This is a genomic window from Streptomyces sp. NPDC046122, from assembly GCF_056429965.1.
The window spans coordinates 264471-276990 of the sequence record NZ_JBWKLQ010000006.1; the positions used below are offsets into that span (position 1 = coordinate 264471).

The 12520-nt window shown below is 71.3% G+C and carries 12 protein-coding genes; 6 read left to right on the forward strand and 6 right to left on the reverse strand.

The features are described 5' to 3' along the window. The 4 genes from AC07FK_RS19275 (at position 1) to pssA (ending at position 3392) form a co-directional block, all read left to right on the forward strand. Positions 1-513 carry a MaoC family dehydratase gene (locus AC07FK_RS19275; protein WP_454373625.1) on the forward strand — a complete coding sequence of 171 codons (513 nt, stop codon included), beginning with the start codon at positions 1-3 and terminating at the stop codon, positions 511-513. Positions 514-515: 2 nt separating this feature from the next. Continuing rightward, positions 516-1721 (forward strand): acyl-CoA dehydrogenase family protein, encoded by a 1206-nt coding sequence (locus tag AC07FK_RS19280; RefSeq protein ID WP_138895599.1) that lies wholly within the window; start codon positions 516-518, stop codon positions 1719-1721. Positions 1722-1891: 170 nt separating this feature from the next. Continuing rightward, a complete protein-coding gene (locus AC07FK_RS19285; RefSeq protein WP_138895600.1) occupies positions 1892-2548 on the forward strand; it encodes a phosphatidylserine decarboxylase in 657 nt (218 codons plus the stop codon). Beyond that, on the forward strand, positions 2535-3392 hold the full coding sequence (gene pssA, locus AC07FK_RS19290) for a CDP-diacylglycerol--serine O-phosphatidyltransferase (protein WP_479106099.1): 858 nt from the start codon (positions 2535-2537) through the stop codon (positions 3390-3392). The genes AC07FK_RS19285 and pssA overlap by 14 nt, the downstream gene beginning before the upstream one ends. A 77-nt stretch (positions 3393-3469) precedes the next feature. Here pssA and AC07FK_RS19295 read toward each other — a convergent pair whose 3' ends face one another. Genes AC07FK_RS19295 through AC07FK_RS19315 form a run of 5 tightly spaced genes read right to left on the reverse strand, consistent with a single transcriptional unit; the run spans position 3470 to position 8282 of the window. Beyond that, the gene (locus tag AC07FK_RS19295) at positions 3470-4747 is read right to left on the reverse strand and encodes an ABC transporter substrate-binding protein (protein ID WP_479106100.1); all 1278 of its coding nucleotides are present in this window, start codon (positions 4745-4747) and stop codon (positions 3470-3472) included. A gap of 2 nt (positions 4748-4749) precedes the next feature. Next, on the reverse strand, positions 4750-5814 hold the full coding sequence (locus AC07FK_RS19300) for a branched-chain amino acid ABC transporter permease (protein WP_479106101.1): 1065 nt from the start codon (positions 5812-5814) through the stop codon (positions 4750-4752). Next, positions 5807-6697, reverse strand: coding sequence for a branched-chain amino acid ABC transporter permease (locus AC07FK_RS19305; RefSeq protein WP_479106102.1), 891 nt, complete (start codon positions 6695-6697; stop codon positions 5807-5809). The genes AC07FK_RS19300 and AC07FK_RS19305 overlap by 8 nt, the downstream gene beginning before the upstream one ends. Then, positions 6694-7476 (reverse strand): ABC transporter ATP-binding protein, encoded by a 783-nt coding sequence (locus tag AC07FK_RS19310; protein WP_479106103.1) that lies wholly within the window; start codon positions 7474-7476, stop codon positions 6694-6696. The genes AC07FK_RS19305 and AC07FK_RS19310 overlap by 4 nt, the downstream gene beginning before the upstream one ends. Continuing rightward, positions 7473-8282: an ABC transporter ATP-binding protein gene (locus AC07FK_RS19315; RefSeq protein WP_479106104.1), complete on the reverse strand. Its 810-nt coding sequence runs from the start codon at positions 8280-8282 to the stop codon at positions 7473-7475. The genes AC07FK_RS19310 and AC07FK_RS19315 overlap by 4 nt, the downstream gene beginning before the upstream one ends. A gap of 182 nt (positions 8283-8464) precedes the next feature. On the opposite strand from AC07FK_RS19315, the gene AC07FK_RS19320 reads away from it, so the two are divergent. Next, entirely contained in the window at positions 8465-9745 is a 1281-nt protein-coding gene (locus AC07FK_RS19320; RefSeq protein WP_479106105.1) for a PucR family transcriptional regulator, read from the forward strand. Between the two features lie 166 nt (positions 9746-9911). On the opposite strand, the gene AC07FK_RS19325 is transcribed toward AC07FK_RS19320, so the two are convergent. Then, positions 9912-11045 carry a glycerate kinase gene (locus AC07FK_RS19325; protein WP_479106106.1) on the reverse strand — a complete coding sequence of 378 codons (1134 nt, stop codon included), beginning with the start codon at positions 11043-11045 and terminating at the stop codon, positions 9912-9914. A 258-nt stretch (positions 11046-11303) separates the two neighbouring features. Here AC07FK_RS19325 and AC07FK_RS19330 point away from each other — a divergent pair, with 258 nt between their 5' ends. Next, positions 11304-12365 (forward strand): ADP-ribosylglycohydrolase family protein, encoded by a 1062-nt coding sequence (locus AC07FK_RS19330; protein WP_479106107.1) that lies wholly within the window; start codon positions 11304-11306, stop codon positions 12363-12365. The last annotated feature ends 155 nt before the right edge of the window (positions 12366-12520 follow it).

Sequence of the window (12520 nt, forward strand, 5' to 3'; positions counted from 1 at the left end):
ATGCAGTTCGGACGCACTTACGAGGAGTTCGAGGTCGGCGCGGTCTACAAGCACTGGCCCGGAAAGACCGTCACCGAGTACGACGACCACCTCTTCTGCCTGCTGACCATGAACCACCACCCGCTGCACATGGACAGCAATTACGCCGAGAAGACCACCGATTTCGGCAAGAACGTGGTGGTCGGCAACTACATCTACTCGCTGCTGCTCGGCATGTCGGTGCCGGACGTCTCCGGGAAGGCCATCGCCAACCTGGAGGTCGAGTCGCTCAAGCACATCGCGCCGACCTTCCACGGCGACACGATCTACGGCGAGACGACCGTCCTGGACAAGACGCCGTCGAAGTCCAAGAGCGACCGCGGCATCGTCTACGTCGAGACGAAGGGCTACAAGCAGGACGGCACCGTCGTCTGCGTCTTCCGGCGCAAGGTGATGGTCCCGACCGAGACGTACATCAAGGAGCGCGGCGGCGAGCAGCCCGGCCGCCCGGAGCCGAAGACGCAGGGGAAGTAATCATGGCCCGTCTCGCCCAGACCGCCGGTCTGACCGACATCCAGCAGGAGATCCTGGCCACGGTCAGGAATTTCGTCGACAAGGAGATCATCCCTGTCGCGACCGAGCTGGAGCACCGCGACGAGTACCCGACGGAGATCGTCGAGGGCCTCAAGGAGCTCGGACTCTTCGGGCTGATGATCCCCGAGGAGTACGGCGGCCTGGGTGAGTCGCTTCTCACATACGCCCTGTGCGTCGAGGAGATAGCTCGTGGCTGGATGAGCGTCTCCGGGATCATCAACACCCACTTCATCGTGGCGTACATGCTCAAGCAGCACGGCACGCAGGAGCAGAAGGACACGTTCCTGCCGCGCATGGCGCTGGGCGAGGTGCGGGGCGCGTTCTCGATGTCGGAGCCGGCGCTCGGCTCCGACGTGTCGGCCATCACGTCCAAGGGCGTGAAGGACGGCGACGAGTACGTGCTCAACGGCCAGAAGATGTGGCTGACGAACGGCGGCTCGTCCACGCTCGTCGCCGTGCTGTGCCGCAGTGACGAGGGTCTCCCCGAGGGAACGGCCCCGCACAAGCAGATGACGACCTTCCTGGTGGAGAAGGAGGCGGGCTTCGGCGAGGTGCGGCCCGGCCTGACCATCCCCGGGAAGATCGACAAGATGGGCTACAAGGGTGTCGACACCACCGAGCTCATCATGGACGGACTGCGCATTCCGGCCAATCGTGTACTCGGCGGGACGACCGGCCGAGGGTTTTACCAAATGATGGACGGTGTCGAGGTCGGCCGCGTCAATGTGGCGGCGCGTGGCTGCGGCGTCGCGCAGCGTGCGTTCGAGCTGGGTGTCTCGTACGCCCAGCAGCGTCACACTTTCGGGAAGCCGATCGCCCAGCACCAGGCCATTCAGTTCAAGCTGGCCGAGATGGCTACCAAGGTCGAGGCCGCCCATGCGATGATGGTGAACGCAGCGCGCAAAAAGGACTCCGGGGAACGAAACGACCTAGAGGCAGGGATGGCGAAGTACCTCGCCTCCGAATACTGCAAGGAAGTCGTAGAGGACGCCTTCCGTATCCATGGCGGTTACGGGTTCTCGAAGGAGTACGAGATCGAGCGTCTCTACCGCGAGGCGCCGATGCTGCTCATCGGTGAAGGTACCGCCGAGATCCAGAAAATGATCATTGGTCGGCGACTCCTCGAAGAGTACCGGTTCCAGGGCTGATTGCCCCTTTCGTGGGGAAATGACCGCGAAAAAGATCACACCCTGTCATCGTCTTCAGGACTCCGACTCGGCTTCTGGCTTGCCCAGTTGCGCCTCGCAACCGCTACCATCGCCGGTAAGCCGCCGTCCCCCTGTTGCCAGCGCGGCATCATCCGCTACGAAGGTCATTCATGCCCCACAGCCAAACCTCTGCACCACGCGACGGCCTCCTCAACGGACGCCTTGCTCGCGGAGCATCGCCGTGGCTTCTGCCGACCGTCGCCACCGCGGCGCTCAGCCTGGCCCGGGCCCGCAAGTCCGGCCGCTGGGCCGCTGTCGCCGTGCCCACCACCGCGCTCGCGGCGGGCATGCTGTGGTTCTTCCGCGACCCCGAGCGCGAGATCACTCAGGGCCGGGTCATCTCCCCGGCCGACGGAGTGGTGCAGAGCATCATGCCGTGGAAGGACGGGCGCACCCGCGTCGCGATCTTCATGAGCCCGCTGAACGTCCACGTCAACCGTGCCCCGCTCGCGGGCACGGTGACGTCGGTCGAGCACATCCCCGGCGGGTTCGTTCCGGCGTTCAACAAGGAGAGCGAGAACAACGAGCGCGTTGTCTGGCACTTCGACACCGAGCTCGGTGACATCGAGATGGTGCAGATCGCCGGCGCCGTCGCGCGCCGCATCGTGCCGTACGTGCCGCAGGGCACGAAGGTCGAGCAGGGCGAGCGCATCGGCCTGATCCGCTTCGGTTCGCGCGTCGACATCTACCTCCCGGAGGGTGTCGAGGTCGACGTCGAGGTCGGGCAGGCGACCACCGCGGGGGTGACCCGAATTGACCGTGACTGATCCCGAGACACGGGCCGGCTGGGTGCCGGAGGTCGAGGACGAGGCCGCCGACGCCGAGGACATGCCTCTCTCTCTGAGGCTGTCGATAGCGGACACCCTCACTCTCGGTAACGCGACCTGCGGATTCATGGCGGTGTACTTCACCACCACCGGAATCCTCATCCCGCACCTCCAGGGCAGCCAGGAGACCGGCATGGCGCGGCACAGCGCCGCGACCGCCGTGATCCTGATGCTCCTCGCGGCGATCTTCGACCTCTGCGACGGGCTCGTGGCGCGCAAGCTCCGCAGCTCGCCGATGGGCGCCGAGCTGGACAACCTGTCCGACCTGATCAGCTTCGGGCTCGCCCCGGCCTACTTCGTGCTCGTGTACGGGATGGTCGCGGACGACGCCCACCAGCGGGTCTCGGCGCTGGCGGCGATCGTGGTGCTGCTGGCGGTGGTCCTGCGACTCGCCAGATTCTCCTGCGTGACGATGAAGGACGGCATGTTCCAGGGCATGCCGAGCCCCTTCGGCGCGCTGACGGTGGTCTCCATCGTGCTGCTGGAGCTCCCCTTCATCCCCACGCTGCTCGCCATCATCGGCGTCGCGTGGCTGATGGTGAGCCGGGTCGAGTACCCCAAGCCGCGGGGTGTCCTCGCGGTCGCGATGCTCGGCTGGATCGTCGGCGCGATGGGTCTGCTGGCGGCCTGGGCGTTCGACGCCCCGGGCGGCCAGGTCCTGCTGGCGACCGGCTGCGCGCTCCAGGTGGTACTGGGCGCGGTCATCCCGCTCTTCGCCACGGCGCGGCGGGTGAACACCTTCCGCGACAACCGGCGGGTGGCGCGCGCGGCGCAGCTGCCGTAGGCGTCCGGCGTACGTACGGCCGAGGGCCCCGGGGATTCGTCCCCGGGGCCCTCGGCCGTTTCGTCGTGGGCTGGCCGTCAGCCGCCGACGGTGTAGCTCTTGGCGGCGTCCGACATCTCGGCCTCGCGGACCACCTTCATGCCTCCCGTGACGTTCTTGTCGGGCTGGAGGACGACCGTCTCGCGCGAGGAGGGCGCCTTCGGGTCGGTGAAGTCGTGGGTGGTGCCGAAGCCCGAGTCGTACGCGTCGATCTTCAGCAGGGCCTTGCCGACGCCCTCGCGGGTCAGGTCCTTCGCCGAGCACGCCTTCTTCAGCGCCTCACCGAAGACCGAGGCGGCCGTCCAGCCGGCCACCACGCCGTTGTCGAGCGCGTCCGAGGGGTACGCCTTCTTGTAGTCGGCGACGAGCTTCTTGGCGGCCGCCGAGTCGGTGCCGATGGGCTGGGTGGGTGAAGCGACGTAATAGTTCTTCATCAGCGCGGGGCCCGCCTGGGTGGCGAGGAGCTGCGGCGAGAACGCCGAGTTGTTGCCGATGATCGGGACCTGGAGCTTCACGGCCGCCGCGACTCCGACGAACGAGGCCGCCTGGCGCGGTCCGGCGCTGATGACGACTCCCTTGACGCCGGCCTTCTTGAGCGCGGCGACCTGGGCCGTCATGTCGTTGTCGGTCGGCTTGATCTTCTGCTCCACGACGGTGAGCCCGGCCTCCTCGGCCGCGTACTCGGCCCCAGCCAGGGCGTTCTCGCCGTAGTCCCCCTCGAAGTACACGTGGCCGATCTTGTCGCCCTTCTTGAGGCCCTTGTCCTTCAGCAGGAAGTCGACGGCGTTGATCGTCTCGACGTCGTACGTGTTGCCTATGACCCGGATGTACGGGCTGCCCAGCAGCGAGGCGGACCACGCCTGCGGGATGACGAGGCCCTTGTCCTGGCCGTCGACGCGCTGCTTCACGGCGGCGACGAAGGGCGAGCCGATGAACTGGGCGAAGCCGAGGACCTGCGGCGACAGCTCGGTGTAGCCGGAGACGGCCTTCTGCGGGTCGTAGCCGTGGTCGCGGACGACCAGTTCGACGTCGCGGCCGCAGATGCCGCCGTCGGCGTTGGCCTGCTTCGCCCACAGCTGCTGGGCCTGGGTGACGCTCTTGCCGAGCGAGGCGTAGACGCCGGTCATGTCGGTCAGTACACCGAGCTTGATCGTCTTGTCCGAGACGCCCTGCCCGGTCTTGACCCCGCCGGCGTCCGGCTTGTCACCGCCGCCCCCGCCGTCCTTCGCCTTCGAACTGCATCCGGCCGCCGTCAGCGCGAGCAGGGCCGCGAGAGCGGCGGCGGTCGTTCTGGTGACCTGGGTACGCGTGGTCATCGTTACTCCCCTGAGGTTGTCGACTTGCGCCGGAGGGATGGCCGCACCAGGCCGCCCGGCAGGAAGAGCACCACCGCGACAACGGCGGCGCCGTAGAGGTACCGCGACGCCTCGCCCGGTGCGACCCCGCCCGTACCGGGGGCGGAGACCAGGGGCAGGGCGTCGCTGTACCGGGTGAGGAGCTGGGGCAGCAGGGAGACGAACACGGCTCCCACCACCGCTCCCGCGACCGAGCCGAGACCGCCGATGACGATCATGGCGAGGTATTCGAGGGACAGGATCATGCCGAAGTACTCCGGCACGGTCCGCTGGAAGACCAGCGCGAGCAGGACGCCCGCCAGGCCCGCGTACATGGAGGAGAGCACGAACACCCCGGCGCGGTAGCGGGCCACCGGCACTCCCATGACCCCCGCGGCGATGCGGTGGTCGCGGATGGCGTTCATGGCCCGTCCGGGCCGCCCGCGCAGCACGCCGCGGGCGAAGAGGGCGCAGCCGGCCAGCGCGAGCAGGGCGACGTACCAGAGCTTCTCGGCGGAGCCGAAGGGCACGGCGGCCACCAGCAGCTCCGACTCGTCGAAGGTGACGCCGAACAGGCTCAGCGGCGGGACGTCACGTCCGTTGAAGCCGCCGGTCAGGCCGTGGGCGTTGAACAGCACGTGCTGGCCGATGAAGATCAGCGCGAGGGTGGCGATGCCGAGGTACGCGCCCTGGAGCCGTCCGGCGATGGGGCTGAACAGGCCGCCGGCGACGCCCGCGAGCGCCACGGCGAGCACGGCCGCGAGCCAGCTGGGGAGGTTCAGGCCGGCGAGCGTGCCGGTGGAGTCCCCGGCGAAGACGCAGTAGCCGTACGCGCCGACGGCGAGGAAGAAGGCGTGGCCCATGGAGAGCTGGCCGGTCGAGCCGGTCAGCAGGTTGAGGCCGATGGCGCCGATGGCGGCGGCCATCGCGAAGAGGCCGGCCTGGAGCCAGAACCGTTCCAGGTAGAAGGGCAGCGCGAGCAGTACGGCCGCCCCCACGGCCCACAGCAGGGCCCTGCGCGGAAGTCGCTTCGTGACCGGGTCAGACACGGGCCAGCTCCTTCGTGCCGAAGAGGCCGGCCGGGCGGACCAGCAGCACGGCGATCATCACGAGGTACGGAGCCAGATCGCCGATGCCGCGGCCCAGGAAGGTCAGGTCGCTCTGGTAGCCGGTGGCGAGCGACTCCGTGATGCCGACGAGGAAGCCGCCGACGAGCGCTCCGGTGGTGGAGTCGAGGCCGCCCAGGATCGCGGCGGGGAACGCCTTCATCGCGGCCAGCGAGGTGGAGCGTTCCAGTCCCGGTGTCGGGAAGACCGTCAGGAACAGCGCGGCCACGGCGGCCAGTCCGCCTGCCACCGCCCACGCGCCGAGCGAGACCCTGCCCAGGCGTACGCCCATCAGTGCGGCGGTCTCGGAGTTCTCGGCGGCGGCGCGCATCGCCACCCCCCAGGAGGTGAAGCGGAAGGCGAGCAGGAAGACGGTGATGAGCAGGCCCGCCGCGACGAAGGCGGCGATCCGGGTGTGCGCGACGCTCACGCCGCCGACGGTGAGGACCGCGTCGCCCCAGGGATCGCCCAGGGCTAGGACGTCGGTGCCCATGCGGCGGGTCAGCTCGGTCGTGAGCAGGATGTCGACGCCGATGGTCACGATGGCCAGCACACTGTGGTTCGAGCCCCGGTAGCGGCGCATCACCAGGAACTCGACGCCCGCGCCGACGACGGCGGCGCCGCCGACGCCGGCGAGCAGGGCGAGCCAGAAGCCGATGTCGTCGTGGAGCACGGCGGTGACGTAGCCGCCGGCGAGCAGCAGCGAGGCGTGGGCGAAGTTGACGACCTCGGTGGCGCGGAAGATCACCACGAAGCCGAGGGCGATCAGGGCGTAGACGGAACCGATCGAGATCCCGTTGAGGAGCAGTTCGGCGAAGGTGGTCATGAGGTGGCCTCCTCTCCCAGGTAGGCGCGGACGACGGCGGGGTCGGACTGGACGGACGCGGGCGTTCCGTCGGCGATCAGCCGGCCGAAGTCGAGGACGGTCACGGAGTCGGCGAGCCGCATCACGACCCCCATGTCGTGCTCGACCAGCACGATGGAGATGCCGAGGCTGTCCCGTACGCCCGCGACGACGGCGGCGGTGGCGCGGCGCTCGCCGGCGGTCATGCCGGCGACCGGCTCGTCGAGGAGCAGCAGCTTGGGTTCCATGCACAGGGCGCGGGCCAGCTCGGCGAGCTTCTGCTGCCCGTACGGGAGGGTGCCCGCCGGGCGGGCGAGCTGGTCCTCCAGACCCACGAACGCGGCGATCTCCCGGACGCGCTCGCGGTGCCGGGCCTCCTCGCGCACCGCGGACGGCAGCCGCAGGCCCGCCGCGACGAAGCCGGTGCGGGTGAGCCGGTGGCGGCCGAGCATCAGGCTGTCCTCGACGGTGGCTCCCGGCGGCAGGGCGAGGTTCTGGAACGTCCTGGCGATCCCGAGGTCCGCGATGCGGTGGGGTGGCAGGCCGGTCAGTTCCCGGTCGCCGAAGCGGACGCTGCCGGAGGTGGCCCGGTACACGCCGGAAAGGACGTTGAAGGTGGTGGACTTGCCGGCGCCGTTCGGTCCGATGACCGCGTGCACGGTGCCGGGCCGTACGGTGAAGCCGATCGCGTCCAGTGCGGTGAGCCCGGCGAAGCGCACGGTCAGGTCCCGCACTTCCAGCGCCGGGGCCCCGGTGCTCATCGTTCCTCCCAGACGCCGAGGGCGCGGTGGGCCGCCACGGCCTCGGACGCGTCGGCCGCGGCGTCCTCGTCGACGACGCCCAGGTAGCGGCGGCGTACCTCGTCGGAGGCCGCCAGCTCGTCGGCGGGCCCCGACAGGACGACCTCGCCGACGTCGAGGACGTACGCGTGCGAGGCGAGGCGCAGGGCGATGGCGGCGTTCTGTTCGACGAGCAGTACGGCCGTGCCCTGGGCGTTGATCTCGGTGATCGTCTCCGCGATCCGCTGGGCCATCAGCGGGGCGAGCCCGAGCGACGGCTCGTCCAGGAGCAGCAGTTTCGGGCCGGCCATCAGGGCCCTGGCCACCGCGAGCATCTGCTGCTCGCCCCCGGAGAGCAGCCCGGCGCGCTGTCCGGCACGGTCGGCGAGGACCGGGAACAGCTCGTGGACGCGGCGCAGGGCCGCGGCCTGGGCGGCGCGGTCGCCGGTGGAGCCGAGGGCCCCGGCGCGGAGGTTGTCGGCCACCGTCATCCGGGCGAACACCTGGCGCCCTTCCGGGACTTGGCACAGTCCGGCCGCCACCACCCGGTCGGGCGTCAGGCCCGTGAGCGGTCGGCCGCCGAAGGCGACGGTGCCTCCGGTGACCGCTCCACCGTGGAACGACAACGTGCGGGAGATGGCGCGCAGGAGCGTGGACTTGCCCGCTCCGTTGCTGCCCAGTACGGCGACGACGGATCCTTCGGGCAGCGTCAGCGACACGTGCCGCAGCGCCCTCACGGGTCCGTACCCCGCCGAAAGATCCCGTATTTCCAATGCGGCGCCCGCCATGGCACCCCTTCCTCGGGCCGTTCGGTGGCGCTCACCTCAGCACCGGCGCACGGGCGGCGTCCACGGTTGGCGGCAGAACCGCTGCCGGTGACCAGCCGCAGCCGGGGCCGGTTGTGCACGCGCACAACACCGCGTGTCAGGGGGCTGTCGGGACGGCCCGGCGCGTGGCACGCTCTCGGCCCATGGGAGGCCGCAGAGCAAGGACGGGGCACGACTGGGCAGTGCTGACCGAGGCGTGCACGGCGCTGCTCGACCGGCTGCCGGACCTGGTGGACCGGCACGTGCGGGAGCTGAACGCGCACTCGCCGCTGTACACACGGGTGCTGTCGCACGACCAGCACTGGCAGGAGGTCGAGCGGGCGATGCGGATCGGCATCGAGGCGATCTCCGCGCCGAGGTCGCAGCCGCGCCGCGATCTGGAATACGCCGAGTGGACGGGGCGGCGGCGGGCCCAGCAGGGCTTTCCGCTGGAGCTGCTCGTGCACTCGTACCGCCAGGCGGGCTATCTGGTCTGGGACGCGCTGCTGGAGGGGGTGGAGGGGTCGGACGGTGCTGCGGGATCGAAGGGAGCGGAGGAGGGAGCGGAGGGGGCTGAGAGTTCGGCAGGGTCCGCCGGGGCTCCGGGCGGCGATCCGGAAAAGCTCGCGGTGCTGATGCGGGCCGCCACGACGGTGTTCACCGCTGTGGACGCGGAGACGGCGATCGCCTCGGAGGCGTACCGGGCGACCGAGGCGGAGCTGCGCCAGCGTACGGACGAACGGCTCCAGGCTCTGCTCGACGCCCTGCTGGAGGGCGAGGCCTCACCGGCTCTCGCGGCCCGCGCGGCGGCGGGCCTCGACCTGCCGGAGCAGGGGCGGTACGCGGTGGTGGTGCTGCGGCTGGAGCGGCGGGACGGGCGCGAGCCGTTCCACCGGCGCATCCAGGGTGCCGGGATGCGGTTCATCTGGCGGATGCGCACGGACTGCGAGGTGGGCGTCGTCGCGCTGGGCGAACAGACGCTGGACGCGCTGTCGGAGCTGCTCGCCGGGCGCTGCCCGGGGCCCGGCGGGATCAGCCCGGTGGCGGACGGTCTGGCCGGACTTGGCAGGGCGCGGCGGCTCGCGGACCTCGCGCTGCGGACGTGCGCGCCGGACGCGACCGGGATCGTACGGCTCGACGAGCGGATGCCGACGGCGCTGGTGGTCAGTCAGCCGGAGCTGGCCCGGCGGCTGGTGGCGGACGTGTTCGGCGACCTCATGGGTCTGGACCCGGCGGACCGGGCGGTGCTGCTGGAGACGCTGGACACGTGGCTGGAGTGCGAGGGGTCGGCGGGGCGGACCGCCGGGCGGCTGTACTGCCACCGCAACACGGTGTTCAACCGGCTGCGGCGGCTGGAGCAGCTGACGTCCCGCTCCCTGTCGCGACCGCGCGACCTGATCGAGATGACCCTGGCCCTGGACGCGTTCCGGCTCTCCGGCCAGTGACGGCCGGGGACCGCCGGGGACGGCCGGAGACCGCCGCGGCTCCGCCCCGGGCCCCGGGCCCCGGTGCCCGGGCGCGGGAGCCCGGGCGGGCCGGGAGCGGAGTGGGGCCGGGGTTCGGGAAGGGGCGGGCGACGCCCCTCGGGGGAGCGCCCGCCCCCGGGGTGGGTCAGGTCAGGAAGTCCTGGGCGATCTTCTCCGCCACGCGTTCCAGCAGCGGTCCCGCCTCCGCCATCGAACGGGCCGGGTCCGGCTCCAGGTCCGCCAAGGCGTACGCCCGGCGGATGCCGGCCCCGCCGAGAACCTCCGGGGGCAGAGCCAGGCGGCCGCAGACCGCGATGACCTCCTTGTTCTTGGCGCGCGCCGCCGCCGCCACACCCGCCGGCGCCTTCCCGTGCAGGGTCTGCGCGTCGAGGGAGCCCTCGCCGGTGATGACCAGGGTGGCGCGGGACAGCGCCTCGGCGAAGCCGAGCACGTCCAGCATGACCTCGATGCCGGGCCGGAAGCTCGCCCCGAGCGCGATCAGCGCTCCGTAGCCGATGCCGCCCGCGGCGCCCGCGCCGGGCGAGTCCGCGGGCTCCGGGCCGAGTACGGACGCGTAGTGCGCCAGCGCCGCGTCGAGCGTGGCCACGTCCTCCTCGGTCGCGCCCTTCTGCGGGCCGTACACCGCCGCCGCGCCCTTCGGCCCGGTCAGCGGGTTGTCGACGTCGCTGGCCAGGATCAGGTCCACGTCGGCCAGCCGCGGGTCCAGGCCCGACAGGTCGGCCGTGGCCAGGTCGCCGAGCGCCCCGCCGCCGGGCCCGACCGGCTCGCCGGCCGCGTCGAGGAACCGCGCCCCGAGCGCGGCCAGCATGCCCGCGCCGCCGTCGGTGGTGGCGCTGCCGCCGACGCCGAAGACGATCGTGCGGGCGCCCGCGTCGAGGGCGGCCCGCAGCAGTTCGCCGGAGCCGTACGTCGTCGCGGTGAGCGGCGCGAAGACGCCGTCGGGAAGGTGCTGGAGGCCCGACGCCTCCGCCATTTCGACCACGGCGGTGCCGTCGCGCAGCGCGAACGCCGCCGTGAGCTGCTCGCCGAGCGGTCCGGTGACCCGTACCTCCCGGCGCTCGAACCCGGCCGCCACCGCCGCGGCCACCGTGCCGTCGCCGCCGTCGGCGACAGGCAGTGCCTCGACGACTGCGTCGGGGACGACCCGCCGCAGCCCGGCCGTCACCCGCTCCGCGACCTGCACGGCCGTGAGCGAGCCCTTGAACTTGTCCGCCGCGACGAGCACGCGGGCGGTCTCAGTTACTGCTCCGTCCGTCACCTTGCTATCCCTTGCTTTCGAACAGGCAGTCGCGCCGCCCCGACCATATCCGCAGGAAGGGCCCCCTGCCCATGGGCGTCCGGCGTGGCACGGCGCCCCGAACGGCGCGCCAAGCCTATTTGTCATCTTTTTAATGCCCATAGTGGGTCGTCAGGCGCATCGGCGGGATCGAACGCTTCCACGCCCCCTGTCTCGCATATCAGTGAAAACCGTCTAAACCTCCCATAGTCGACCAGGGGAAGCGGGTAGACCCGACGCATGACGCCACACACCACGCACACGGCCGACCGGATCCTCGGCGGCTGGCTGGGCCGAATCGCCGGCAACATGCTCGGCAAGCCCGTGGAGCGCGGCGACTACTGGACGCGGGCCCGCATCGACCGTTACCTGCGGCTGACCGGCGCGCTCCCTCTCACCGACTACCTGCCCGAGCCCCCGCCGGGGACGGGCGGCTTCGAACTGCGTCCCGAATGGCGGCACTGCGTGCGCGGCCGGATCAGCGGCAGCTGCCGGGACGACGACGTCGACTACGCGATCCTCGGTCTGCACCTGCTGGAGACCCACGGTTTCGCCTTCACCACCGAGGAGGTCGGCGAACTGTGGCTGCTGCGCCTGCCGTACCTGCAGACCTTCACCGCCGAGCGGGCGACGTACCGCAATCTGACCAACGGCCTCCGGCCGCCGCTGACCGCCACGTTCGAGAACCCGTACCAGGAGTGGATCGGCGCCCTCATCCGCGCCGACATCTTCGGCTGGACCAACCCGGGCGACCCGCAGCGGGCGGCCGCGCTGGCCCGTCGCGACGCCGCGCTGTCGCACACCGGCAACGGCGTCTACGGCGCGATGTGGGCGGCGGCCCTGGTCGCCGCCGCGTTCACGGCGTCCGGGCCGCGCGCCGCGCTGGAGGCGGCGCTGGAGCGCGTACCGGCGAGCAGCCGCCTCGCCCGTACGGTCCGCCACACGCTCGCCCTGCACGCGGCCGGCGCCGCGTGGGAGGACACGCTCACCGCGATGGACGAGGAGACGGGCCGGCTCGGCTGGATCCACGTCGTCCCGAACGCCGCCGTCATCACGGCCGGACTGCTGTACGGCGAGGGCGACTTCACCCGGACGCTCGCCCTGACCGTGCGCGGCGGCCTGGACACCGACTCCAACGGCGCGACGGCGGGCTCGGTGGCCGGCGTGCTGTGCGGGGCGGCCGGCATCGGGCGCCAGTGGACCGAGCCGCTGGAGGACACGGTGCGCAGCGCGGTGTTCGGGTTCGACGGGGTACGGATCACCGAACTGGCCCACCGTACGGCGCGGCTGGTGCTCGGCTGATTCGCGCCTGTCCGACGGACCGCGCGGCCCCTACGGTCTGTTGACCCGGCGCCTTCACCCGGCGTTGCGCCGGAGTGCACCGGGCGGACCACGGCACGGCCCAGCATGTCAGGCGTCGCCGCCGGTTCGGCTCCCCGCCCGCCCCTCGGCCCATC

What these genes read in the sequence shown, in the direction of transcription:
- AC07FK_RS19275 (WP_454373625.1), top strand. Translation starts at nt 1, where the DNA reads ATGCAGTTCGGACGCACTTACGAGGAGTTCGAGGTCGGCGCGGTCTAC.
- AC07FK_RS19280 (WP_138895599.1), top strand. Translation starts at nt 516, where the DNA reads ATGGCCCGTCTCGCCCAGACCGCCGGTCTGACCGACATCCAGCAGGAG.
- AC07FK_RS19285 (WP_138895600.1), top strand. Translation starts at nt 1,892, where the DNA reads ATGCCCCACAGCCAAACCTCTGCACCACGCGACGGCCTCCTCAACGGA.
- AC07FK_RS19295 (WP_479106100.1), bottom strand. Translation starts at nt 4,747, where the DNA reads ATGACCACGCGTACCCAGGTCACCAGAACGACCGCCGCCGCTCTCGCG.
- AC07FK_RS19305 (WP_479106102.1), bottom strand. Translation starts at nt 6,697, where the DNA reads ATGACCACCTTCGCCGAACTGCTCCTCAACGGGATCTCGATCGGTTCC.
- AC07FK_RS19310 (WP_479106103.1), bottom strand. Translation starts at nt 7,476, where the DNA reads ATGAGCACCGGGGCCCCGGCGCTGGAAGTGCGGGACCTGACCGTGCGC.
- AC07FK_RS19315 (WP_479106104.1), bottom strand. Translation starts at nt 8,282, where the DNA reads ATGGCGGGCGCCGCATTGGAAATACGGGATCTTTCGGCGGGGTACGGA.
- AC07FK_RS19320 (WP_479106105.1), top strand. Translation starts at nt 8,465, where the DNA reads ATGGGAGGCCGCAGAGCAAGGACGGGGCACGACTGGGCAGTGCTGACC.
- AC07FK_RS19330 (WP_479106107.1), top strand. Translation starts at nt 11,304, where the DNA reads ATGACGCCACACACCACGCACACGGCCGACCGGATCCTCGGCGGCTGG.